Origin of the sequence: Deinococcus arboris, assembly GCF_009755355.1 — a bacterium.
GTDB classification, from domain to species: domain Bacteria; phylum Deinococcota; class Deinococci; order Deinococcales; family Deinococcaceae; genus Deinococcus; species Deinococcus betulae.
The window spans coordinates 22,112-44,784 of sequence record NZ_WQLB01000012.1 but is presented as its reverse complement, the minus strand read 5'-3'; the positions used below and the strand labels follow the sequence as shown (position 1 = coordinate 44,784).

Sequence of the window (22,673 nt, the reverse complement as noted above, 5' to 3'; positions counted from 1 at the left end):
CGCCACCTTCATAACCCCTCCAGAATCGTCACGTCTTCCACCACGCCCACATCCACCGCCGGCTTGACAATCACGGTGCGGTTAATGTCATTGGCGCCCAGTGGCAGCACCTTTTCCACGGTGCCCACCGGAATCCCCACCGGAAAGACCCCCCCCAGGCTGTTCGTCACCAGCACGTCGCCAGGCTTGATGGGCACTGAGCGCGAAAACTCCGCGCGCAGGCGGTCTGGGGGCACGCCGCGCGCCACGCCGCGCCCGCCCCGGTTGCCCTGCAGGGTCACGCCGACGCTGCTTTCGGGGTCCACGAGGGCCAGCACCGTGGCGCGGGTCTCGCTGACCCCTGTAACCTGGCCGACCAGCCCGCGCGGCACCGTGACGGGCATGCGCAGCCGCACCCCGTCGCGCGACCCCTTGTTCACGTCCACGCGCGCCAGCAGCGGGCTGGGGTCCACGGCCACCACCTGCGCGATGCCCAGCGCGTTAGGAGCCTGGGTGGTCGTGATCTTGACGACCTGCCGCAGCCGCGAGACCTCGCGCGTCAGCAGTTCGTTGCGCTGGCGCAGCGCGTCATTCTGCTTTTGGAGCGCGGCCATCTGCCCGGCGCGCTGACGTTCCTGGGTCACGGTCAGCACGGCGCGGCGCAGATTATCGGCCGCCACCACCGACAGGCGGGTCAGCGGCGCGGTGCCGGCCCGCAGCGCTGTGGGGGCCACGACCTGAAAACGCGTGGTGACCATGCTCAGGCCCAGCAGCCCCAGCACGGTCAGCAGCGCGGCCCGCCCCTTCATGCGCCCCTCGCCCCCAGAAGACCGGTCGCCAGAGGGTCAGGCTCCAGCGCGCCCCACACCGGCACGCCGCAGGCCCGCAGCAGCCGGATGGTCACACCCAGCGGCAGGCCCACGACGTTGGTGTATTCGCCGTTCAGGCGCTCGATCAGCGCGGCCCCCACGCCCTGCACGCCGTACCCGCCGGCTTTATCCAGCCCTTCGCTCGTGGCAGCGTAATACTCGATTTCGGTGGCAGACAGGGAACGGAACGTGACCTCTGTGCGCGCCACCTCCACCTGCTCCTGGCCCGCGTATAGCACCGCCACCCCGGTCAGGACCTCATGGGTGCGCCCTGACAGCTGACGCAAAAAGGCGGCGTTCTCGGCAGCGTCGGCTGGCTTACCCAGCAGGGTGCCGCCCACCGCGACGACCGTATCGGCGGCCAGCACCACCGCGCTGGGATGATGTGCGGCCACCGCGCGCCCCTTGAGCCGCGCCAGCTCGGCGGCCAGCCGTGCCGGGTCGGTCTCGGGGCTGTCCTCAGGTTCGCCGCTGACCTGCACGGTAAAGGTGACGCCCAGCCCACCCAGCAGCTCGCGCCGCCGGGGGCTGCCAGACGCCAGCACCACCGCCGGCACGCCCTGGGCGGTGCCGGTTTGCTCTGGGGTCACTTCAATACCCCTCGCCCATGCGCTCGCCGGCCACCAGGGCCACGCCGCCCGAGGTGCCCAGGCGGGTGGCGCCCGCCTCAATCATGGCCTTGGCGTCATCTGCGGTGCGTACGCCGCCGGCCGCCTTAATCTGAGCTCGGCCCGCAATGACCTCGCGCATCAGGCGCACGTCGTCCAGGGTGGCGCCGCCGGTGCCAAAGCCGGTGCTGGTCTTCACGAAGTCGGCGCCGCCGCGTACCGAAGCTTCGGTGGCCGCGCGCTTTTGCTCGTCATTCAGGTAACAGGTTTCGATGATGACCTTCAGCACCGTGCCTTCCGTGGCCCCGCGCACCACACGCACATCGGCCTCTACCGCCGCCCAGTCGCCGTCCAGCGCCGCGCCGATGTGAATGACCATGTCCACTTCGTCAGCACCTGCCTGCACGCTGAGCCGGGCCTCGGCCGCTTTCTGCTCGGAGCTGACGGCCCCGAGGGGAAAGCCGCACACGGTGGCCACTTTGACGTCACTGCCGCTCAATTCCGCTTTGGCCAGGGGGATGTACACCGGATTGATGCAAATAGCGTAGAAAGCGTTCTGGCGGGCCTCGGCGCAGAGTTGGACGATCTCGGCACGGGTGGCGGTGGCTTTGAGGAGGGTGTGGTCAATGTACGGCGCAAGCTTCACGCCCCCCAGAATACCGGGCTTCCTTTAAGAAAGATTGAATCCAAAGGTGGAGACGGGGGAGGACGGCGCTGAGATGCCGGGTGGCTCGCCGCTCATCCATCCATTCCCGCCCTCTGCCGAAGGTCACCTCTCAACGGAGAAGTAGAGGTCGGTTCGCTGCCCAGTTTCGATCAGTCGCGTCTTCCTGAGCGTGATGGACAGCTCAGCCAAGTGTTCAAACAACTGCTGCCCGCTGCCCAGCAGCTGCGGCATCACACCGATTTGCAACTCGTCCACCAAGCCCGCCCGCAAGAGGTGCTGGCCGACACTGGGGCCGCCCACTACGACAACGTCCTGCTCTCCGGCCACCGCTTTGGCCTGCCGGACCGCCTCCTCTGGGGTCCCGACAAACGTAATGCGCAGGCGGTCATTCTCCTTCGGCTTGGTTTCGGGTGGTCGCCGAGTGACCACGAAAATGGGCACCTGAAATTCATAGTCCTCGGCGTAACTGTCGGGATCACCCGGCGCGTCAAAGGTCCGGCGCCCCATCACCACCGCGCCGGTGGTGCGCAGCGCCTCTTGCATAACCTGACTTTGCCCCAGTGACCTCAGGTCCGGGTAAAGCAGGCCCACCTTTCCGTGGGCGTCGTTGATAAAACCGTCCAGTGACATCGTCATGCCAAACACCACTTTCGCCATGTTGTCCCCCAGAGTAGAGGTGCAGCATACCTGGCCACCTCGGCTCTGTTCTGCCTGGGTAGGTCGCAAGGTCAACTGGCGCGGTGGCCGCTCAATTGATACTCCTTTGGCTTCAAGCCTCAGTGTGAGCAGCTGGGCAGGGCTAAGCCGCAGCACAAGTGGCGGTCCAGGCGCCTGTTCGGTCTGCTGGATGACGCGCCTCTGTCTACTCTCAAGGCGGAGGGGCTCCGCTATGGGCGACACCACGGGCCCAACGCTATCTCAGCTGAAGGATGCGGGACGATGCGGTCCTCTGCCCCCTGGCACTGCCTCAGCTTCTTTCTGCCGGACGCGCCTGATCTTCCTCGCGCTACCCTGGCCGCATGACCGATCTGTCACCTACCGACACCCAGACCAGTGTCCTGCAACCTGGCCAGCCGTTCCCAGACTTCGCCCTGCCTGACGCGCAGGGTCAGGTACACCGCCTGGCGGACTACAGCGGGCGCTACGTGGTGCTGTATGTGTACCCCAAGGACGACACCCCAGGGTGCACCAAAGAAGCCTGCGATTTCCGTGACAATGCCCTGCTGAAGGGGCACGGGGCGGCCATCCTGGGCCTCAGCGCCGACGACGCTGCGAGCCACAGTCAATTTGCCGAGAAATACAGCCTGCCCTTCCCCCTCCTCAGTGATGACGGCGCGGCCTTCCTGCGCCAAATTGGCTCGTATGGCACGAAAAATATGTATGGCAAAGTCACCGAAGGCATCAAGCGCCAGACCTTCCTGATTGGCCCGGATGGCCGACTGGTCAAGAGTTGGCTGGCCGTCAAGGTGGACGGGCACGCCGACCATGTGGCCGCTGCCATTGAGAAAGACCGGGCGGCCCAGGGGCAAGCATGAGCGACCTGGAAGCCCTGAAAAAGGAAGCCGCCCTACGCGCAGTGGCCTTGGTCGAGAGCGGGATGCGCGTGGGACTGGGCACCGGCAGCACCGCCAAATACGCCATTGAGGAGCTGGGCCGCAAGCTCAGCAGCGGCGAACTGAGCGGCATCGTCGGCGTGGCCACCAGCGAAGCCAGCGACGCTCTGGCGCGGCAGGTGGGCATTCCCGTCGAGCCGCTGGACCCCCGCCCGCTGGACATCGCTATTGACGGCGCCGACGAGATTGCCCCAAACCTCGACCTGATCAAGGGCCTGGGCGGTGCCCTCCTGCGCGAGAAATTGACCGAAGTGCAGGCGCGGCGCTTTGTCGTGATTGCCGACCACACCAAGTTGGTCGAGCGGATAGGAGAGAAGTCGGCGCTGCCCATCGAGATTGCGCGTTTTGGCTTTCTGAGCACCATTGAGCGCTTGCGAGAAGTGCTCCCGGCAGGTCGCTTGCGCCAGAACGGCGCGCAGCCGTATGTCACCGACAACGGCAATTACATCTTTGATGCGCAGATTCCGGCGGGGCAGGACAGTGACGCGCTGGAGCGCACCCTGAAAGGGACGCTGGGCGTGGTAGACACCGGCCTCTTCCTGGGTATGGCCGAGCGCGCGTTTGTAGCGGCGCCTGACGGCGTAACCGAACTGACCCCCCAGGGCCGCTGAGCCGCCCGTGACGTCTGGTCCTGCTGTGGTCCTGCGTCCGGTCAGGCCCAGTGACGAGGCGGCGGTGGGGCGGGTGGCCTACCAGACCGGCTTTTTTGGGGACAGCGCCGCGCGGTATTTTCCCGACGCGGCGCTGTTTGCGGCGCTGTGGGTGGGGCCGTACTTCTGGGGCGGCGGCTTTGGCGGCTTCGTGGCGCAGCAGGGGCCAGAGGTGGTGGGCTATGTGCTGGGCTCGCCGTCGCCGCTGCTGTACCGCCGCGCGGTGCTACGGGTCGTGGCGCAGGAAGCGCGACAGATGCGGGCCTTACGGACAGGTTGGCCCTATCTGTGGCGAGCCGCCCGCTGGCCAGGGCCTCACGCCGACTCCATGCGGTTTCCGGCCCACCTCCACCTCAATTTGTTGCCGCAGGCGCGGGGCCAGGGGGCCGGAGAGGGCTTGCTGCGCGCCCACCTGCGGGTGCTGGCCGGCGCCGGAGTGCCCGGCGTGCAACTGGCCACCACCACTGAAAATGCCGCCGCCCTGCGGCTGTATGGCCGGCTGGGCTTTACAGAAGCGGCCCGGCAGGTCACGCCGCTGTGGATCCCTTGGCTGGGCCATCCCGCCGAGCACTTGTGCCTGACCAAGGCCCTGAATCCACCTGAGCCCTGACCGCACGTCTCTACCTGCCAGCTGGTGGGCAGAAGGTCGAGGCTTGTGCACAGAGGGCATTGAGATGTGGGCTGCTGCGTCGCCTCACCTGAACTCCCCCAGAGGCCTTAAGAGTCTTTCGCTCGGAGCCTCTAGGTCCTATCGACTCTCTCCCAGCGCTCCCAGCTGCCTTTCCAACGTGGCTGCGTCATGCGTGGGGAGGTCGCAGGCGTGGTTCACGCATAGGTAGGCGGTGCCGCCGCCCGGCCGCTCCTGAACCAGGGGCAGTGTTCCGCCTGCCTCACTGAAGGCCAGCGCGGTGAAAGGCAGGCTGAAACGGGCGGCCACCTGTTCCAGCGCTTCGCGTTCCTCTGAGGTGCCCAGGATGGCCAGTTCGGTGTGCGGGGCGTGCCAGAAAGTGGCGGCCTGCCACAAGCCCCCGAAGCCTCCGGCAGCGGCCAGTATATCGGCGCGGAAGGCGGCCAGCACGCGCCCAGCCTTCGCGGCGTCGGCGTCATCGCCAAAGTAGCGGTGCATCCACAGGCCCAGCAGCGCTCCAGCGGCGTTGTCTGACAGCACTGCGCTGTCAAAGCCGGGGGCGGGGCGGGTCAGTAGGGCTTCGGCTTGGCCGCCAGACGCCAGGAAGACCCCAGCATCTTCCTGCCAGAAGTCGCGCACGCACACCTGCCATAGATCTCGCGCCCAGATCAGCCAGCGCTCGTCGCCGCCCGCCTGAAACAGCGCCACTAGCCCCAGGCCCACCAGCGCGTGATCTTCCATCAGGCCCTGGACGCGCGCCTGCCCGCCGGCCCAGACGTGATACAGCCCACCTGCCTCACTGCGCATCCGATCGTGGAGAAACTGCGCCGTGCGCTGTGCGGTCTCTAAATACGCCTTTGCGCCCAGAATCCGCGCGGCGTCGGCCCAGGCCGCCAGCGCCAGCCCATTCCACGAGGTCAGCACCTTGTCGTCGGTGCCCGGCTGAGGCCGCGCCTGACGCAGGAGGTGGAGGCGCGCTTTCAAGTTGTTGAGGTGGGTCTGCACGGCTTCCTCAGATTCCTGCCGCTGGGCTGCCAGCTCAGCCACGCTCACAGCCACGAACGGCACGCTGCGGCGCCCGGCGTCGGGGCGGTGGGGGTCATGAAAATTGCCGGGGTCTTCAATGCCCAGGTGGCGGCAAACCAGGGCGGCGTCCTCTGCACTGCCCAGGGCGGTTTCGATCTCGGCAGGAGTCCACGTGAAGGTCAGCCCCTCAACGCCTTCAGTATCGGCGTCCTGGGCGCTGTAAAAGCCGCCATCCGGCGCGTGCATCTCGCGGGCCAGGTACGCCAGCGTGCTGCGCGCGGCGTCGGCAAAGGCCGGGTCACCACTCACCTGGTATGCCCGCAGCAAGGTGCGGGTCAGCTGCGCGTTGTCGTACAGCATCTTTTCAAAGTGCGGTACGCGCCACTGCCCGTCTACGCTGTAGCGGTGAAAACCGCCGCCCAACTGATCGTGGATGCCGCCTGCCAGCATACGCCGTAGCGTGTGAAGCGCCATCAGGCGGCCGTCGGGGCGGGTTAGCAGAAAGTCCAACGTGGTGGGCGCGGGAAACTTGGGCGCGCTGCCAAAGCCGCCGTTGGTGTCATCAAAGACGCGGCGCAGGTTGCTCACAGCGCGTTCTATGTCGTCCGGGGTCACTTCGGTCTCACCCGCCTGGGGGCGCGTCGCCTCGCGGATGTGGTCGGTCAGGGCCTGGGCGTTGCCCAGCAATTTAGTACGGTCATTGTTCCAGGCGTGGGCCACGCTGGCCATCACCCGGCCAAAGCTCGGCATGCCGTGGCCGTCGCGCGGCGGAAAGTAGGTGCCGGCGTAAAACGGCTCGCCCACTGGCGTCAGGAAGACCGTCATGGGCCAGCCGCCCTGCCCGGTCATGGCCTGGGTGGCCGCCATATACACCGCGTCCACATCAGGCCGCTCCTCGCGGTCCACTTTCACGTTGACGAAGTGCCCATTCATATATTCGGCCGTCGCCTCATCCTCGAAACTCTCGTGGGCCATGACGTGGCACCAGTGGCAGGTGGCGTAGCCCACCGACAGCAGTACCGGAACGTCGCGCCGCCGTGCCTCGGCAAAGGCGTCTTCGCTCCACGGCCACCAGGCCACTGGGTTGTCCGCGTGCTGACGGAGGTAAGGACTGCTTTCTTGCGACAGGCGGTTCATGGTGTCAGCCTAGCCCGGCCGCCTACGGGGCCAACATGAACGCTGTCCCGGCTAGTCTTCACACCCATCTCAGGCACGCGGCACCGCAGACTGAGGCGTATGGCCGCGCCCGACCAGCTTTCTCCCGATCAGTCCCAGACCGCTGATTTTTCAAACCCCGTCCGAGTGCGCGCGGGGTTTTCGCTCACGTTTGAAGTGCCCTACCCCACGCCCATGCTGTTTGTGGTGCAGCCCGTCGACCGCCTGGAACCCACCGGCACCCGCCAGCGCATCGTTGCCGAGCGGCCCCTGGGCGCCGCCGAGGGCATCCACACCTATACCGATACGCACGGCAACCGCGTCTGGCGTCTGCTGGCCCAGCCTGGCACCCTGACCATCGGTCACGACCTGATTGCTGAAACGACCCGTCTCCCCGATCCGGTCTTGCCCCATCTGCCCAAGACCCTTGTAGAGGCGTTGCCGGACCACACCATTACTTACCTGCTGCCCAGCCGGTATGTGGACAGTGACCTGATCAGTGCCGAGGCCTGGGAGCGCTTCGGCCACATTCAGGGCGGCTGGGCTCAGGTGCAGGCCATCAGCGATCATCTGTTTGACGAATGCGTGTACGGCTACGGCTCGACCAGCGCGACTACCGCCCGGCAGGCACTGGACAGCAAGCGCGCCGTGTGCCGTGATTTCGCCCATATGGGCGTGGCGTTCTGCCGTGCGCTGAACATCCCCGCCCGCTACGTCTGCGGCTACATGCCCGACATTGACATCACGCCGGACCCCGTGCCGATGGACTTTCACGCTTGGTTTGAGGCCTTTCTGGACGGTCAGTGGCGGACCTTTGATGCCCGCCACAACAAGCCCCGCGCCGGGCGCATCCTGATCGCGCAGGGGCGGGACGCCAGCGACGTGGCCTTCACAACCACTTTTGGCAGCGCCAAGCTGACCCATATGAAGGTCTGGGCCGATGAGACGAGTTTCGACATGACGCTGGATACGCCGCCGAATCCACGAGTCTTTTAGAACTGGAGCAGGTGAATCCAGATTCGTGGAGGGGGTGTGTCACCACTGTCTTGCCCAGGTTCCAGGTGGTTGGAGAAGGCAGGACACTGAGGGCAGCCAGATGCCGCCCAGTCCTCTCGTGCAGGGAGAGTTGCTGTCACAGGTTGATCAGAGTCAGCATGCCGAATCAGCAGGGCCATGTCCCCACGGGCCTCCAGCGCCGCCCTAGCGCGCTGCTGGGTGTCCGCCTTACTCCCTCAATTCATGATCTTGAGTGTGAATGTCAGGCTGGCCTTTCCTCTGGCCGGAACGTCCACTTGCCGGCTGAAGCTGACCTGCCCGTTCTGAGGCGCCTGTCCATTCACCCACACACTGCGCCCATACACCTGCTCCCGCACACTGACCCGCGTGGCGCTGGCCTTCGTGCTCATAAACGCGTACGTCACTTGGTAGGTGTTGCTGGTCACCCGACCCTGCACGTCCTTCTGCTGCCCCGTGCGTTTAACCGTCTTTGCGTACCGCAATTCTGGGTCCACACCCAGGTCGAGGTCCACCAGGGTGCCTGCCTGCACGGCTGGCAGTTGCACGCTTCCCACCAGCAGACCGTTCTCCCGCACGTCCACCAGTCCCGTCGGGAGCGAGAGCGAGCTGGTGAACTTGTAGCGGCGGCTAGTCTGCCCAGAGCGGTTCTGGGGCTCAAAGTACGATTGAACGCCGGCATACCGCGTGAAGCCACCAACTTGGGGCTTCAAGAAGGGCAGCGTGCGACTCTCGCCCCGTCCGATTGTCAGGCCTCCGGGAAGGGCGTAGCGTTGCAGACCCCTCACCTCACCCACCACGTTGATCTGACCCGCTCCTGCGGTGTCAGAGACAGACACGGCGGCCGTGGTGGTGCCCGTCCTGGCAGCCATTTGCTGTTCGTTGGCGACCCCCGGCGTCACGGGTAAGGGGTAGGCCTGATTCTGCTGCAGGACACTGCCCCCAAAGAGGTCCACTTTCTGGGCGCCAAACACCTGATCACTAAAATTGCTGATCTGCGCCAGGGCGGCCAGACTCGCCGCCGCGCCGTTCAGATTGAGTTCATACCGGGGTCGCCAGACCAGCGCCTGCGTCCGGTACACGAGGCTGGCGTTGTTTGCCGCACTGGTTCCATTCAGCCGGAGAGTCACGCTGCCCTGCAGGGGCGGCAGGGTGCGGAAGGCCAGCTCGCTGCGCTGCGCGTGAACGTACTCGCCAGACGCCAGTTTCAGCAGCAGATCCTCTGCGCGCTCAAGGATTGCCGGCACGGGGGCCTGGCCGGGGCTGGTCCAGGTCACGCGCTCGCCCTCCTGGGTGCGCAGCCAGTCGAGTTCAGCCGGCTGTAACACGAACGCCACAGGCGCCGCCCCAATGACCGCAAAACTGGCTGGTTGAATCCAGCGCCACTGAGCGAACGGAAAGGTCAGTTCTCTCGCTGGGATCGGCACCTGAACCTCCGTGAACTGCGGGTAGATGCGCAGGTCGGTGGCGAAGGCCGTGGAGGAGAGAAGAGCGAGCAGCAGAGCAGTAATCCGGTTCATAGGCACCTCGTAGATATGAGCTGCACCATGCTGGCACGTCAGCCTGATCGTGTCCTGCGGAGATGAGGATGCTCCGCGAAAACTGTCCTAACCATTGATCCAGGCATAGGCCGCGAAATTACCGATCTGATTTCCAACGATTGTCTGGCCTACCGGCCCTGTAGCGAAAGCACCGAACAGAAACAAGGTGATAGTTAGTCACAGGGCTAATTTCACACCCGGAAAGAGCCGAGTGATTGCCAACCCGAGCCAGTAATTGATGGGAGTAGCCACAGGACGTTGAGCCGGGAGCACATCAGTCGCGGCGCCCACTCTAAGTCCTGCGTCCCTTCTGCGCTGCTACACTTCTTTGTTATGGACTTGAAGGTACACCTCAAAGCCGCTGTCGAGGCCGCCGCCGCCCAGATGGGCGCGCCACTCGACGCGGCCATTCAGGAAACCCCGGCGAATAAGCCGGGCGATTACGGTACGCCAGCCGCCTTTCAGATGGCCAAAGCCCTGGGTCGGAACCCGGTGCAGGTCGCGCAAACCCTGGCCCAGACGGTGCAACTGCCGCAGGGCATCAGCCGCGTGGAAGCTGCCGGCCCCTTCCTGAATTTCTTCGTCGACACCGCCGCCTTCGTGCGCGACGTGGTGGACACGCCTTTTGCCATGCCTGCGCAGGGCGGCAAAGTGGTCATTGAGCACACCAGCGTCAACCCCAACAAGGAGCTGCATGTGGGCCACTTGCGCAACGTGGTCCTGGGCGACTCTATGGCGCGCATCTTCCGTGCAGCGGGCTTTACCGTTGAAGTCCAGAACTATATTGACGACACGGGCCGGCAGGCGGCCGAGAGCCTGTTTGCCATGACCCACTACGGCCGCGAATGGAACGGCGCGCAGAAATACGACCACTGGCTGGGCGAGGGGTATGTGCAGCTGAACGCCGACCCCGCCAAGGAAGGGCTGGAGGCCGGCATCCGCGACGTCATGCACAAGCTGGAAGAGGGCGCGCTGCGGCCCGAGGTCGAGCAGACCGTTAAGGCCCAGCTGGAAACCTGTTTCCGCATCGGCGCGCAGTACGACCTGCTGGTCTGGGAGTCGGATGTGGTGGGCAGCGGCTTTCTGGCGCAGGCCATGAACATTCTGGAAGGCAGCCGCTACACCTCGCACCCCACCGAGGGCAAATTTGCCGGCGCCTTCGTGATGAACGTGCAGGAATTTATGCCGGGCCTGGAGGAATCGAACGTGGTGCTGCGCCGCAGCGACGGCACCGCCATGTACGTGGCCAAGGACATTGGTTACCAGTTCTGGAAGTTTGGCTTGTTTGAAGGCATGAAGTTTAAGCCCTTCATGACTGACCCCGCCGGGCACGCCATCTGGACGAGTGCCCCAGATGGTCAGCCTGATGCACAGAGGCGCTTCGGGCATTCGGACGAGGTCATCAACGTCATTGACTCTCGCCAGAAGCATCCGCAGATGCTGGTGAAAAGCAGCCTGGGCGTGGCCGGTGAGACGGACAAAGAAGCCCGCTCGGTGCATCTGAGCTACGAGTTCGTGAACTTAAATGGTCAGACCATCAGCGGGCGCAAGGGCATTACGCTGGCGGTGGACACGGCGCTGGAAGAAGCGAGCAAGCGCGGCTTTGCCGAACTGAGCGAGAAAAATCCTGAGCTGGCAGGCCGCGACGACGCCCAGGAAATCGCCCGGCGCATTGGCGTGGGTGCGCTGCGTTTTGCTATGCTGCGCAATGAGCCCAGCCGCTCTTTTGACTTTGATCTTGAGAAGGCCAGCAGCCTCAGCGGCGACACTGCGCCCTACATCCAGTACGCGGCGGTGCGCGCGGCCAGCATTCTGAGGAAGGCGCAGGCAGCAGGTTATTCCGTTGACGGCACAGGCGCTAACTGGGATGCGGTGCCCGAAGTTGACTTGATCTTAGCTAAGCAAGTAGCCAAATTGCCCGAAATTGTGTCCCAAGCGGTGCGCCTGCATTCACCTCACGGGGTCGCTCAGTATGCTCTCGATTTAGCGACCACATTCAACGCTTGGTTCAATGCTAAGGATAAGCAGGGCAAGCCTGCTACCAACGTTCTGCAAAGCCCGGAAGGCCTGCGGGAAGCGCGCTTGGCGCTGGTCGCGCGCCTACGCGCCGCCTTCGAAGACACGTTAGGCCTGATTGGGATTGAGATTCCAGCCGCGATGTAAAAGCGTCTGCAGAAAGGAGCGGAGCGATTGATCTTCGCCCCGCTCCTTTCTTTTTACAGTTCGGCCGAGTTTCTTGGAGCAGAACTCCCGTCTTGCCATTCCCGGAGTGACACTGACCTCAGCCCTTGCACCTGCATTGCCTTCAGCAAGGCGGGCAGCATCGGCACCGTTACTTTCGCGCCTGGTCCAGCGTCATGCAGGACCACTACCGCGCCAGGGGAAAGTCGAGGCAGGAGGGCCGCCAGCGTCGTTTCCGGCGTGGCTCCCGTCCGCCAGTCGCCGCCTTCCACACTCCAATGGGCGCCGCGCAAGTTCGCCAGCCGCTGCCCCATAATCGTCGCCAGGGTGTAGGCGCCGTGGGGCGGACGGTGCAGGTGGACTGGCTGCCTCGTCACCGCTGCAATCCGCCGCGCCGCCCGTCCGGGCTCAAGGACAGCCGACCAGGGTGAACGCATCCAGGCGTGAACGTGCCTTACCGCATGGGCCTGCACCTCATGCCCTTCGGCCAGAGCGCGCCGAATTAGATCCGGGTGAGCCTCAGCTAGAGGGGCCAACACGAAGAAGGTGGCGTGCATGTCGGCGGCCTTGAGGGCGTCTAGAACGGCGGGCGTGGTCTGTGGGTCGGGGCCGTCATCAAAGGTCAGGGCCAGGGTGTTGCCCTGCGGCGGCCCCTCGTGCAGCAGCCCCAGGTTCAGGCGCTGCACCAGCAGATAGGGAAGACCGATATAGCCGAGTAGCGCTATCAGGCCCCAGCCCAGCCCTCTCCTCATGTCCGGCCCAGGCGGCGCAGCAGCACGTCGGCCACCCGGTCGGCGGCGTCGGGCACGCTCAGGGCACGGGCCCTTGCGGACAGCCGCGCGTGTTCGTCCCCGTCCAGGGCGCGCAGGATAGCCGGGCGCAGGTCGCTCAGCGCCCGTGCCCACAGCGCTGCGCCGCCGCGTTCCAGGTGGAGGGCGTTGTATTCCTCCTGGCCGGGAATGGGGGCGTGGACAATCATAGGCACACCCAGCGTGGTCGCTTCGGCCACCGTCAGGCCGCCAGCTTTGCCCACCACGAGGTCGGCGGCGGCCAGCAGCTCGGGGAAGGAGGTCGTAAAACCCAGGCGATGCAGTGTGGCGCCGCCCAGTTGCGCCACGCCGTGCCCGTCGGCGCCGGCCAGCACCAGCACCTGAACCCGCACGCCCAGATTGGCCAGTTCAGCCAGCACCCGCCCCTGCGCGCGGTAACTGCCCGTGCCGCCGGCCGAGAGCAGAATAAGAGGCAAGTCCGGGTCCAGCCCGTGCTTTTGCCGCAGCGCAGCGCGGTCAGCACCGATCAGGTCGCGGTAGATGCGGGCGATAGGAATGCCGGTCACTTCTACCCGCTCCGGGGGAATGCGGGCGCGAATCATCTGCTCGCGCGCCTCCTCGCTGGGCACCATCAGCAGGTCGGCCTCGGCGCGGGCCCAATGTTGATGAACGCGGTAGTCGGTCACGACTAGACCATTGAGGAACTCGGCCCCTGTGCGCCGCCGCACATTGTCGGCCAGGGCGACTGGCGTGGGGTAGGAACTCACGACAGCCTCGGGCCGCAGCTCCTGCACGTCGCGGCGCATGGCGCGGTAGCCCAGCCAGCCAAATGCCTGCGCGGTGGGGGCGTGGTCATTGTCGGTCCACTCGTAAAAGCGGCGGTACACGCCCGGCATGTGCCGCACCCAGAGGTCGTAGGTGCCGGCCGTAATGATTCGCTCGGGCGGGCTCATGTATTTCAGGAGGTCGGCGTGCCGGGCGTCCAGGGTCACGCCCCGGCCCCGCAGCGCCGCGTCCAGTGCGCCATTGGCCTGGTGGTGGCCGCTGCCGAACGACGCCGAGACGATCAGGGCGCGCAGGGGGTCATGGGCCGCCGTCACGCGCGCCTCAGCAGGGTCAGGCCCAGCGCCAGGAAGACGACGTTCGCCAGCCACACGCCCACTTCGGGGAAGGCTGGCAGCGTCCCGGCCACCGTCAGGCCCACCAGAAACAGCACGTAGTACGCCACGGCCAGCCCCAACGCCACGCCCAGGCTGACGCCCAGTGTCCGGCCGTACCGCAGAGCAAACGGCAGCGCGGCCAGTGCCAGCACCAGATTGGCGAAGGGCAGTGCCAGCTTGCGGTTCAGGCTGATGCGCGCGTTCTGGCGGTCAGCTGGCTTGGCCTTCGGGTCCTTTAAAGTGGCTGTCAATTCAGCCCAGCCCTGGGCATCGGCGCCGATAGCGTCGGCATACTTGGCGAGGGTCTGCTGGCGGCTCAGGCCAGTGTCCACGGTCAGGCGGTCTGTCGCTTTCTCGGGCACGACGACACTCGGAAACATGGCTTGCACCGCTGCCCGGAAGGCTGCTGGGTCGTTCTCCGGCACCTGCGTCAGTGCCTTGGCCGCCGCGTAATCCACGATGAAGGTCGAGTAGCCCTGCAAGCGCAGCCGTTGCCCTTCATAGGTGCCGCGTTCGGCCAGAATGAGGGTGCCGCGCTGGTAATTGTCGGCCTGCCACTTTTCCACCCTCACCCCGCGCAGTTCGCGTGTGGCTGGGTCATAGCTGCTCAGGTACAGCGTCAGTCCCCTTCCCAGATCTACTGTTTTCCCCGCCAGCGTGGTCAGCCCGGCTCCGGTCAGGGTGTCCCAGTACAACCCGCGCGTCTCCACATTGGCGCGGGGTGCGATCCACAGGCTCAGCCAGATGCTCAGCGCGGTGACCAGCAGGGCCACCATACCCGCTGGCCGCGCCAGTCGGCCCAGACTCACGCCGCCCGACTGCACCGCCACCAGTTCACGTTCGGTGTTCATGCGCCCAAACGCCACGACGGTCATCAGGACGACCGCCATCGGCAGCACCTTGACCAAGGTGTCCGGCACCTGATACGCAATCCATCGTCCCACCAGCCCCAGCGGGACGCCCTGAAGCCACTGACTGGAGACAAAGAAATACCCGAAGCACAGAATGGCCGTAAACAGCAGGGTTCCGGCCAGCAGCGGCGGCCACAGTTCGGCGGTGACGAGGCGGGTCAGGCGGGTCATGGGGCGCCTTCGGCGCCGGAAGTGGGTCGTGGGTCGTGGGCAGTGGGGAAAAGCAGAAGACCTGTTTCTCTACCTCGCTCGGCCTGAAACAATGTGTTCGTCCTGTCCTTTTTCCACTTCCCACTCACCACTGACCACTTACCCTTTGGCAACGGCAAACAGAATCGTCGCTTCGGCCGCCAGTTCGCCGTCCACCTCGGCGCGGCAGGTGGTTTTGCCCAGGCCACGGCGCAAAAATTCCAGTTTGGCGTGCAGGTGCAGCTGGTCGCCGGGAATCACCTTGCGCCGGAAACGGGCGCCTTCCACGCCGGCCAGGTAACCCACCGTGCCGGGTTCCAGCTGCCCGTGCAGACAGAACATGCTGGCCTGCGCCAGAGCCTCGACGATCAGCACACCGGGCATCACCGGCTCCTGGGGAAAGTGGCCGGGGAAGAAGGGTTCGTTGACGCTGACATTCTTCAGCGCGTGGACAACGCCATCTTCAGCCGACAGCACCCGGTCCACCATGACAAACGGGAAGCGGTGGGGGAGGGTCTGCAAAACCTCTTGAATCAGAATGGGGGACATAGGGCACTCCTTTGGGGCGGGGCGTGAAAAGGGAGGCGGAGCGCTGTCTGTGCAGGCCCCGCCCCCTGGTGTCTTGCCCTGGCCCCTTTGACGCTTTGGCTGTTTATCGCCGCAGGTAGTTGTCGCTGCTGACCAGGCTGTCGCCCAGCACCGGAATCATTTCCAGCGCCATGCCGGTGCCTACGGCCACCGCTTCCACCGCGTTCTCGGCCACGGCCACCGGAATGCCAGTCGTCTGGCGAAGCAATTCATCGAAGTTCCGCAGCAGGCTGCCGCCCCCGGTCATCACGATGCCCCGGTCAATGATGTCGCTGACCAGTTCGGGTGGGGTGATTTCCAGCACTCGCTTGACGCCTTCCACGATCTTGGTGACCGGCTCGGACAGGGCCTCCACGACATCGGTGCTGTCCAGGCTGATGGTCTTGGGCAGACCGTTGACCAGGTCGCGCCCACGCACCTCGGCCGTCAGGTTCTCGGCGTCGTCCAGCAGCATGGCCGCGCCCACCTTCACCTTGATTTCCTCGGCCGTGCGCTCGCCGATCAGGACGTTGTGCTTGCGCCGCACGTAGCGGATGATGCTTTCGTCAAACTCGTTGCCCGCCACGCGCATGGACTCGCTGACCACGATGCCGCCCAGCGAGATCACGGCCACGTCGGTGCTGCCGCCGCCGATGTCCACGACCATGCTGCCGACCGGCTCGGCAATCTTCAGCCCGGCGCCAATGGCTGCGGCCAGCGGCTCTTCGATCAGAAAGGCGCGCTTGGCGTTGCTGTTCAGGGCGGCGCGCAGAACCGCACGTTTTTCTACGTCGCTGACGTTGCTGGGTACGCCCACCATCAGCTGCGGCTTGAAGCCGAACAGGCGCCCGGCGCTGCCCTGCACCTTTTGCAGGAACATGGTGATCATTTTTTCGGTCAGGCCCTCGTCGGCAATCACGCCGTCCTTGATGGGCCGCACCGCCACAATGCCGCCCGGCGTGCGGCCGATCATGCGGTAGGCTTCCTCGCCCACGGCCTTGACCTGCTTGCTGTCGCGCGCCATGGCGATCACGCTGGGTTCTTGCAGCACCAGGCCGCGGCTCTTGCTGTAAATCAGGAACGTGGCGGTTCCCAAGTCGATTCCAATGTCTTCAGACAGCCTCACACTTGCCTCCGGTACAAACCATGCAATCGTACCACGCCCTCTGAGAGGCGCCTGAACCCGCTTTCATGGAAGAAGCGCCCATTTTCTGGAACCCGGTAAGCCTGCTTCACCGGGGCCTAGCCCCGAGGTTTGACATAGGCCGCCAGCCCCATCAGCAGACTGGTCAGGCCGATCAGGGCCAGCGCCTGCACCACGCCGCTCCAGTGACTGGCCCCCAGCAGGTCGGCCAGTGGCCCGGTCAGCGCCCCCAGTGAGCGCAGCCACAGCGGCCCGGTGCCCGACAACGAGGCCAGCAGGCCCAGCGCCAGGGCGCCCAGGCCAGTCGCCCCCACAACAAGCGTGATGCACAGCACCCAGCCCAGGATTCGCAGCGCCAGCTTCACTGGCTTGCCTTCTGTTGTTCGCCCCAACGCCTGCTCATTCGGGGCATTGTAGTCGTGGTCTGGCCGGGACGTGCGCCCTGGCGGGAGGCTAGACTGGCTCGCGTGAGTCTGCCCGCCCGCGTCCGCGTCACCCGGCCCCCTCTTCCTCTGTCGCCTGCCCTGCGCGCCGCTGCCCTGCGCCTGTGTCCAGCCGCGCCGGTCGGGGCCCTCCAGGCGGCGGCGCTGGCGATTGCGGGCGGCACGGTTATCGGTGCCCACCTGCGCTGGGAGGGGGACGAGGCAGCGACGGTCGAGACAGGCTGGCGTGGCCGGGGCATTGAAGAGGCGCTGGCGGAAGCCCTGAGCCGTGGGCTGTGAGGACCGCCCTGCCCTGAGTTTGTTTGCCGCAGGGCGTTGACATCAGGTACAGCTGAAGAACAGTTGCGTCCGGCAGAGGCCCTGACTGCTGTGAGTGGTTCAAGTTGCAGGAAGAATGCGCGGGCCATACAAAACATCAGAGAAGTGACGGTTCTCAGGGGGCGCCACCCACAGGTCCATCCAGCCGCAGGGTTGCGGGCAGAGCCCCAGCCAGAAGCTGCTGGACGGCGCCCACCATCACCAGATCTGGCACTTCATGCTCGGCCAGCCAGTTCAGGATGGCGCTGGCAGCCTCCCGATTCCCCCCATAGCCGGGGCAGAACTGCGCCAGGGGCACGGGGCCAGCCCACTGCTCGGCCCGGCGGTCCACGGCGTAGGGGTCGCGCGGATGGCCCGCTTCCCGCCGCAGGGCCTGCAGAGTCAGGACACGGTCCACGGCGTACACCTGAATAAAACGCAGGGCCGTCAGCCGCTCGCCCCTCAGCTCGCGCAGCAGCCCCACATACAGGTTGGTCAGGGCTTCGCCGAGGTGATAGTCCGGCTGGTTATAGCCCCCCCCTGCGGGCACCTGCGAGGTCTGGTGGGTCACCCAGCTCTGGGAGGGGTCTCTGGACCAGAGGACCCGCATGGACGGCTCGGCCACCGCCGCCCATTCCTGACGGGTAAAGACGGCGTATTCGGCAAATACGCCATCCTGAAACAGCACCTTGCGCCCGTGTGGGCTGTTCTGGAAGTCGTAGGCCGTGGGCGCCGCTGCCCGCAACCAGTCAATGTCACCCAGAAACTGCGCCTGGGCCTCCGTCTCCACGATGACAAAAAAGTCCAGGTCAGAGAACTCGTCCAGGCGCGCGCTGTGAAGGCCGCAGGAGCCGACGCCCAGCAGCGCCAGGGCGCCCGGCCGCGCCTGCAAAGACGCCGCAATCTCGGTCAGGCGCTGGGTGAGCCGGGCTGCCCACTCGCTGCTTCGGGAAGAATGGGCTTGGGTCATGAGCCAGAGTTTGCGCTCAGAGGGGTCCGGAGTCGAGTGGGTGCGCCCGAATCGCCAGCATCCCTTTGCCGCTTACCCTGACCTAACGCCCGTTTGGTAGCCTGACACCATGACCGTCACCGACGCCCCGACAGGCATGACATTTGCCCTCAGCGACGACCAGCGCCTGATTGTGCAGCATGTCCGCGAATACGCCCGCGCCGAACTGGCGCCCAAAGCGGCGGCGTATGACCGCAGCGGCGAGTACCCGCGTGAGCAGCTGCGCGGCCTGGCCGACCTGGGCCTGCTGGGGGCCACGGTCCCCGAGCGCTGGGGCGGGGCGGGGCTGGACAGCGTGACCTACGCGCTGTGCCTGGAAGAGATCGCTGCCGCCGACGCCAGCGTGGCGGTCATCGTTTCGGTGCAAAACGGCCTGCCCGAGCAGATGATTCTGCGCTACGGCACCGATGAGCAGCGCGGGCAGTACCTGAAGCCCCTGGCCGAGGGCCGCCACATCGGCGCCTTCTGCCTCACAGAAAGTGGCGCGGGCAGTGACGCCGCCAGCCTGACCCTGCAGGCCCGGCAGGGTGGCGACGGCTGGGTCCTGAACGGCACCAAAGCCTGGATTACCAGCGGCGGGCAGGCCGACACCTATCTGGTCATGGCGCGCACGGGTGGCGCGGGCGCGCGCGGGGTGTCCTGCTTTATCGTCGAGAACGGAACGCCGGGCCTGTCCTTCGGCAAGCCTGAAGAGAAGATGGGCCTGCACGCCGCCCACACCACCACCGTGACCTTTGAGGACGTGCAGGTACCCCAGGCCAACATGGTGGGCGAGGAAGGCCAGGGCCTCATCATTGCGCTGGCCAGTCTGGACGCCGGGCGCATTGGCATTGCCATGCAGGCCATCGGGATTGCCCGCGCGGCGCTGGACCACGCGGCCAGATACGCCAGCGAGCGCGAGCAGTTTGGCAAGAAGCTGCGCGAGTTTGAAGGCGTGTCGTTCAAGATCGCCCGTATGGCCGCCCGCATCGAAAGTGCGCGCCTGGTCGCCCTGAAAGCCGCGTGGCTGAAAGACGCCGGCCAGCCCTACGGTAAGGAAGCCAGCATGGCCAAGCTGCTGGCCAGCGAGGCGGCGGTGGACGTGACCCGCGACGCCATTCAGATTTTTGGGGGCAACGGCTACAGCCGCGAATACCCCGTCGAGCGGCTTTACCGTGACGCCAAGGTCACTGAAATTTACGAGGGCACCAGCGAGATTCAGCAGCTGGTTATCAGCCGCGCTGTCTTTAACGAGCTGACCTGAAGCGGGCTTGAGCAGGAACAGGGGGCCGTCCCATCTGGCCGCCGCAGACTGGGTCATGACCCTGCGCGCCCTGTCTCTGGCGGCCCTGATGTCTGGTGGAGCCGCCGCCTTTACCCTGCCTACCGTCAGCGGCGTGCCGTGGTCCCTGGCGCAGGCCCTGGGGCGGGAGCGGGTCCTGATTCTGGTCAATCCGCCGGCCGCCTCGCTGGCGGCTCTGCGCGCCCAGGACACGGCCCTTCAGGTGTACGACCTGCGCGTGGTGGCCCTGTTGCCCCCCGGCGACCCCCGACTGCACGGCGGCACTCAGATGCTGACACTGCTGGCTGATAAGGGCGGCGTGGTTGGGCGGCAGTATGCGCCTGCCGCCCTCATCGGCAAGGACACAGGCGTGAAGGCCCGCTACCGCGCCCTGCCCACCCTCAAGACCGTGCTGGCCCTGATTGACACCATGCCCATGCGTCAGCAGGAGCGCCAAGAGCGCGGGCAGTAGGGGCCACAAGATAAAGAGAGCGCCCCTCGCGCCTTCCCAGGCCAGACGGCACAATGCGCCCCATGCGGCAACTGTTGTGGGTTCCGGGCACGGTCATGGTGCTGGCGGTGCTGGTTGACCTGCTCGTGACCTGCATCCAGTCAGGTGAGGGCCGCCTGAGCCGCGCCGTTCACCGCCAGCTGTACGCGGCGCTGCGCCTGGCCGCGCGCGTGTTCCGGCGCCGGGGCCTCCTGGCCTGGAGTACCCCGGTGCTGATTATGGGGACGCTGACCGTCTGGACAGGGCTGCTGTGGCTGGGCTGGACCCTGATTTTCTGGTCACAGCCCGGCGCACTGGTGGGGGCAGAAAATGGACAACCTGCCACCTTTCTGGCCTCCTTTTACTTTGTGGGCTATACCCTGAGTACCCTGGGTCTGGGCGAGATCATCGCCACGAAACCGCTGTGGCGCATCCTGACGGACATCGCGTCTATCAGCGGGTTTTTTCTGCTGACGTTTGCCATCACCTTTATCGTGCCGGTGGCGCAGGCGCGGGCCGACCGCCGCGAACTGGCCTTGTGGCTCCACCGCGCTGGGCCGGGCGCGCAGGCGCTGATTATTAATGCCCACACCGACCATGACCAGGGCCTGCGCAGCCTGACCACCAGCCTCCACAGTGTCCTGAACCGTATTGACGCCGCGCACCTGAATACGCCGTACCTGCACCGGTTTCATGACCATGACCAGCAGGACGCGCTGGACCTCCACCTGCCTGCGCTGGGCGAGGCCCTGCTGATCCTGGAAGGTGCCCTGAGGGGTGACTGCCCGCAGGGCCTGCGCCGCGCCCTGGCCAGCGTGACCAGTGTGGCCCGGACCTTTCACCTGACCCACGGCGGCGCCCTGCCGCCCGTTCCGCCGCCGCCCGACTTGACGCCGCTGCGAGGGGCCGGCTTTGATCTAAAGTCGGACGCCGAGTTTCACCTGTTTCTGGCGAACCACACCCAGCTGCGCCGCCGCCTGTACGCCATGACCCATATGGGCCTGTGGTCGTGGGAAGAGGTGGCCGGGACCCACGGTGAGTCTTCTTGATGAATTGCAAGGCCTTTCAAGTGGCAGCTGGGCGGGACGGGGGATGTGGAGCGTTTTGCTGCTATCGCAATTGGTTTAGGTTGATATCTCGTGTTTCAAGTTCCCTCGAACTGAATCGTTTGTGTCAACGAGTCAAGTCGCGTTTGCACAAGCACAAGGTGGCCTTGGCTGCTGCTCGCTTCGGTTCGTCTCTCCGGGGCTGCGGAGCCGACTGTCAGGTGGCAGCCAGACTTGTTCAGGGGCTCTGCTGACTCCCTCTATTGGCCCCGGCGGGTGCCGTAGCGGCGCAGCAGTTCTGTCCGGGCGATCACCGCCAGACGCGGCGTGTGGGCCTTTTCGGGGTCAGAGACGCCGTAGGCGCGGCGCAGGGTGCGTGACCACCAGGTCAGGCGGCGGCGGTGGGCGGGGGGCAGGTCCACCACCGTAAAACCGTAGATGCCCAGCACGTCTGCAAAAATGCTGATGCTAAAGACGGCGTCCAGGGTCTGCCAGTCGGGGTCGTCGCGCAGCGCCGCCGCCAGATCATGAATCGAGTGGGTGACGACCCGGCGCCCCGCCACTGGCCGCTCGGCGAGTTCGACCAGGCGGGCGCTGTCCAGATGGAACTCGGCTACGTGCTGCCCCCGGCGAAGGGTCAGCCCCGCCGGCTGGTCGGGCGCGGGCAGGGTGATATCGGCCAGGGGATAGGGAGCCGTGCCCACGCGAAAGAGGCTGCTGGCGTGACCCCCAATGCGGCGGATACGGCCAAGGCGGTCATAGATCACGTCCACGAGTTGCAGCGCGGTGGCGGGAATGTCGCGCAGGGTATCCGGGCGCAGGTAGCGCAGCCCGGAGAGGGCCCGGACCTCATACCCGCGCGCTTGCAGGTCCGTCAGGTGGGCAGGCAGAGCGCGGGCCACCTGGAGGTCTGTGCCGCTGAGATGAAGCAGGGCGCCGGGACGCCGACCCTGGGCGAGGTTGCCCTGGCCGGCGAGAGGGCGCAGGCCGGTTTGCCCTGCCATCAGGGCCACCCAGAGGGCCGGCACCCCTGCCGCCGCACGGAAGGACCCAGGTGGTTGGCTGGTCAGGGCCGCCAGCTCGGCCTGCGCCTGACGCAGTCGCCGGGCCAGAGTCCAGGGCGGGGTCAGGGGCCCGCCGGTTACGAAAGGCCGCAGGTCATGGCCTTCAGCGGCGGCCTGCTGCGCCAGGGCGGGCGCGCGGGCAATAGCCCCGGCCTCAAAGCAGAAGGTGGCCTGGGCCCCAGCGGCCTTCAGGGCGGCCAGCAGGGCGGGCGTGGTCTGCGGGTCCGGGCCTCCCTCAAAGACCAGGCCCAGACCCGGCTGGGCACTGCGGGCCCGGCGCAGCGTGCCCACACCAGTCCAGCGCCACAGCCGCCCGGCGCCCCACAGCAGCGCCCCCAGGCCCAGCGCCCACCTTCCTAACTTCCGCGCCACTCGCCCCATTCCGGCCACT

The 22,673-nt window shown here is 66.0% G+C and carries 23 protein-coding genes; 9 read left to right on the top strand and 14 right to left on the bottom strand.

The genetic code is table 11. The features are described 5' to 3' along the window. Positions 1-8: 8 nt before the first annotated feature. The 4 genes from GO986_RS10525 to GO986_RS10510 form a co-directional block, all read right to left on the bottom strand. Positions 9-788 carry a rod shape-determining protein MreC gene (locus GO986_RS10525; protein WP_157459257.1) on the bottom strand — a complete coding sequence of 260 codons (780 nt, stop codon included), beginning with the start codon at positions 786-788 and terminating at the stop codon, positions 9-11. After that, the gene (locus GO986_RS10520; RefSeq protein ID WP_369409301.1) at positions 785-1,438 is read right to left on the bottom strand and encodes a Maf family nucleotide pyrophosphatase; all 654 of its coding nucleotides are present in this window, start codon (positions 1,436-1,438) and stop codon (positions 785-787) included. Before GO986_RS10520 ends, GO986_RS10525 begins: the two co-directional genes overlap by 4 nt. Position 1,439: 1 nt before the next feature. After that, entirely contained in the window at positions 1,440-2,102 is a 663-nt protein-coding gene (gene deoC, locus GO986_RS10515) for a deoxyribose-phosphate aldolase (protein ID WP_369409300.1), read from the bottom strand. Positions 2,103-2,225: 123 nt separating this feature from the next. Further along, positions 2,226-2,780 carry a dihydrofolate reductase family protein gene (locus tag GO986_RS10510; RefSeq protein WP_157459254.1) on the bottom strand — a complete coding sequence of 185 codons (555 nt, stop codon included), beginning with the start codon at positions 2,778-2,780 and terminating at the stop codon, positions 2,226-2,228. 362 nt (positions 2,781-3,142) lie between these two features. On the opposite strand from GO986_RS10510, the gene prxQ reads away from it, so the two are divergent. Genes prxQ through GO986_RS10495 form a run of 3 tightly spaced genes read left to right on the top strand, consistent with a single transcriptional unit; the run spans position 3,143 to position 4,996 of the window. Further along, positions 3,143-3,658 (top strand): thioredoxin-dependent peroxiredoxin PrxQ, encoded by a 516-nt coding sequence (prxQ, locus tag GO986_RS10505; RefSeq protein WP_157459253.1) that lies wholly within the window; start codon positions 3,143-3,145, stop codon positions 3,656-3,658. After that, positions 3,655-4,347: a ribose 5-phosphate isomerase A gene (rpiA, locus tag GO986_RS10500; protein WP_157459252.1), complete on the top strand. Its 693-nt coding sequence runs from the start codon at positions 3,655-3,657 to the stop codon at positions 4,345-4,347. Before prxQ ends, rpiA begins: the two co-directional genes overlap by 4 nt. A gap of 7 nt (positions 4,348-4,354) precedes the next feature. Next, entirely contained in the window at positions 4,355-4,996 is a 642-nt protein-coding gene (locus tag GO986_RS10495; protein ID WP_369409299.1) for a GNAT family N-acetyltransferase, read from the top strand. A 138-nt stretch (positions 4,997-5,134) separates the two neighbouring features. Here the strand turns inward: GO986_RS10495 and GO986_RS10490 are convergent, their stop codons facing one another. Further along, on the bottom strand, positions 5,135-7,177 hold the full coding sequence (locus GO986_RS10490; protein ID WP_157459251.1) for a thioredoxin domain-containing protein: 2,043 nt from the start codon (positions 7,175-7,177) through the stop codon (positions 5,135-5,137). A gap of 99 nt (positions 7,178-7,276) precedes the next feature. On the opposite strand from GO986_RS10490, the gene GO986_RS10485 reads away from it, so the two are divergent. Next, positions 7,277-8,191, top strand: coding sequence for a transglutaminase-like domain-containing protein (locus GO986_RS10485; protein WP_157459250.1), 915 nt, complete (start codon positions 7,277-7,279; stop codon positions 8,189-8,191). A gap of 236 nt (positions 8,192-8,427) precedes the next feature. Here GO986_RS10485 and GO986_RS10480 read toward each other — a convergent pair whose 3' ends face one another. Continuing rightward, the gene (locus GO986_RS10480) at positions 8,428-9,729 is read right to left on the bottom strand and encodes a hypothetical protein (protein WP_157459249.1); all 1,302 of its coding nucleotides are present in this window, start codon (positions 9,727-9,729) and stop codon (positions 8,428-8,430) included. Between the two features lie 354 nt (positions 9,730-10,083). On the opposite strand from GO986_RS10480, the gene GO986_RS10475 reads away from it, so the two are divergent. Next, positions 10,084-11,913, top strand: coding sequence for an arginine--tRNA ligase (locus tag GO986_RS10475; protein ID WP_157459248.1), 1,830 nt, complete (start codon positions 10,084-10,086; stop codon positions 11,911-11,913). 53 nt (positions 11,914-11,966) lie between these two features. Here the strand turns inward: GO986_RS10475 and GO986_RS10470 are convergent, their stop codons facing one another. The 6 genes from GO986_RS10470 to GO986_RS10445 form a co-directional block, all read right to left on the bottom strand. Further along, positions 11,967-12,683 (bottom strand): polysaccharide deacetylase family protein, encoded by a 717-nt coding sequence (locus GO986_RS10470; protein ID WP_157459247.1) that lies wholly within the window; start codon positions 12,681-12,683, stop codon positions 11,967-11,969. Then, positions 12,680-13,801, bottom strand: coding sequence for an MGDG synthase family glycosyltransferase (locus tag GO986_RS10465; RefSeq protein WP_369409298.1), 1,122 nt, complete (start codon positions 13,799-13,801; stop codon positions 12,680-12,682). Before GO986_RS10465 ends, GO986_RS10470 begins: the two co-directional genes overlap by 4 nt. Beyond that, positions 13,798-14,943 carry an LptF/LptG family permease gene (locus GO986_RS10460; RefSeq protein ID WP_157459246.1) on the bottom strand — a complete coding sequence of 382 codons (1,146 nt, stop codon included), beginning with the start codon at positions 14,941-14,943 and terminating at the stop codon, positions 13,798-13,800. Before GO986_RS10460 ends, GO986_RS10465 begins: the two co-directional genes overlap by 4 nt. 138 nt (positions 14,944-15,081) lie before the next feature. Continuing rightward, a complete protein-coding gene (gene fabZ / locus GO986_RS10455) occupies positions 15,082-15,510 on the bottom strand; it encodes a 3-hydroxyacyl-ACP dehydratase FabZ (protein WP_157459245.1) in 429 nt (142 codons plus the stop codon). A 103-nt stretch (positions 15,511-15,613) separates the two neighbouring features. Beyond that, positions 15,614-16,654 carry a rod shape-determining protein gene (locus tag GO986_RS10450; protein WP_369409297.1) on the bottom strand — a complete coding sequence of 347 codons (1,041 nt, stop codon included), beginning with the start codon at positions 16,652-16,654 and terminating at the stop codon, positions 15,614-15,616. 116 nt (positions 16,655-16,770) lie between these two features. Next, entirely contained in the window at positions 16,771-17,037 is a 267-nt protein-coding gene (locus GO986_RS10445; protein WP_369409296.1) for a hypothetical protein, read from the bottom strand. Between the two features lie 102 nt (positions 17,038-17,139). Between GO986_RS10445 and GO986_RS10440 the strand changes: the two genes are divergently transcribed. After that, entirely contained in the window at positions 17,140-17,394 is a 255-nt protein-coding gene (locus GO986_RS10440; protein WP_369409295.1) for a hypothetical protein, read from the top strand. A gap of 154 nt (positions 17,395-17,548) precedes the next feature. On the opposite strand, the gene GO986_RS10435 is transcribed toward GO986_RS10440, so the two are convergent. After that, positions 17,549-18,382 carry a hypothetical protein gene (locus GO986_RS10435; RefSeq protein ID WP_157459243.1) on the bottom strand — a complete coding sequence of 278 codons (834 nt, stop codon included), beginning with the start codon at positions 18,380-18,382 and terminating at the stop codon, positions 17,549-17,551. 109 nt (positions 18,383-18,491) lie between these two features. On the opposite strand from GO986_RS10435, the gene GO986_RS10430 reads away from it, so the two are divergent. From GO986_RS10430 to GO986_RS10420, 3 genes are all read left to right on the top strand, one after another. Then, complete coding sequence (locus GO986_RS10430; RefSeq protein ID WP_157459242.1) at positions 18,492-19,664, top strand: acyl-CoA dehydrogenase; 1,173 nt, start codon at positions 18,492-18,494, stop codon at positions 19,662-19,664. 55 nt (positions 19,665-19,719) lie between these two features. Continuing rightward, positions 19,720-20,154, top strand: coding sequence for a DUF4174 domain-containing protein (locus GO986_RS10425; RefSeq protein WP_157459241.1), 435 nt, complete (start codon positions 19,720-19,722; stop codon positions 20,152-20,154). A 62-nt stretch (positions 20,155-20,216) separates the two neighbouring features. After that, the gene (locus GO986_RS10420; protein ID WP_232337735.1) at positions 20,217-21,221 is read left to right on the top strand and encodes a potassium channel family protein; all 1,005 of its coding nucleotides are present in this window, start codon (positions 20,217-20,219) and stop codon (positions 21,219-21,221) included. Positions 21,222-21,478: 257 nt separating this feature from the next. Here GO986_RS10420 and GO986_RS10415 read toward each other — a convergent pair whose 3' ends face one another. After that, on the bottom strand, positions 21,479-22,663 hold the full coding sequence (locus GO986_RS10415) for a YkoP family protein (RefSeq protein WP_157459239.1): 1,185 nt from the start codon (positions 22,661-22,663) through the stop codon (positions 21,479-21,481). Between the last annotated feature and the right edge of the window lie 10 nt (positions 22,664-22,673).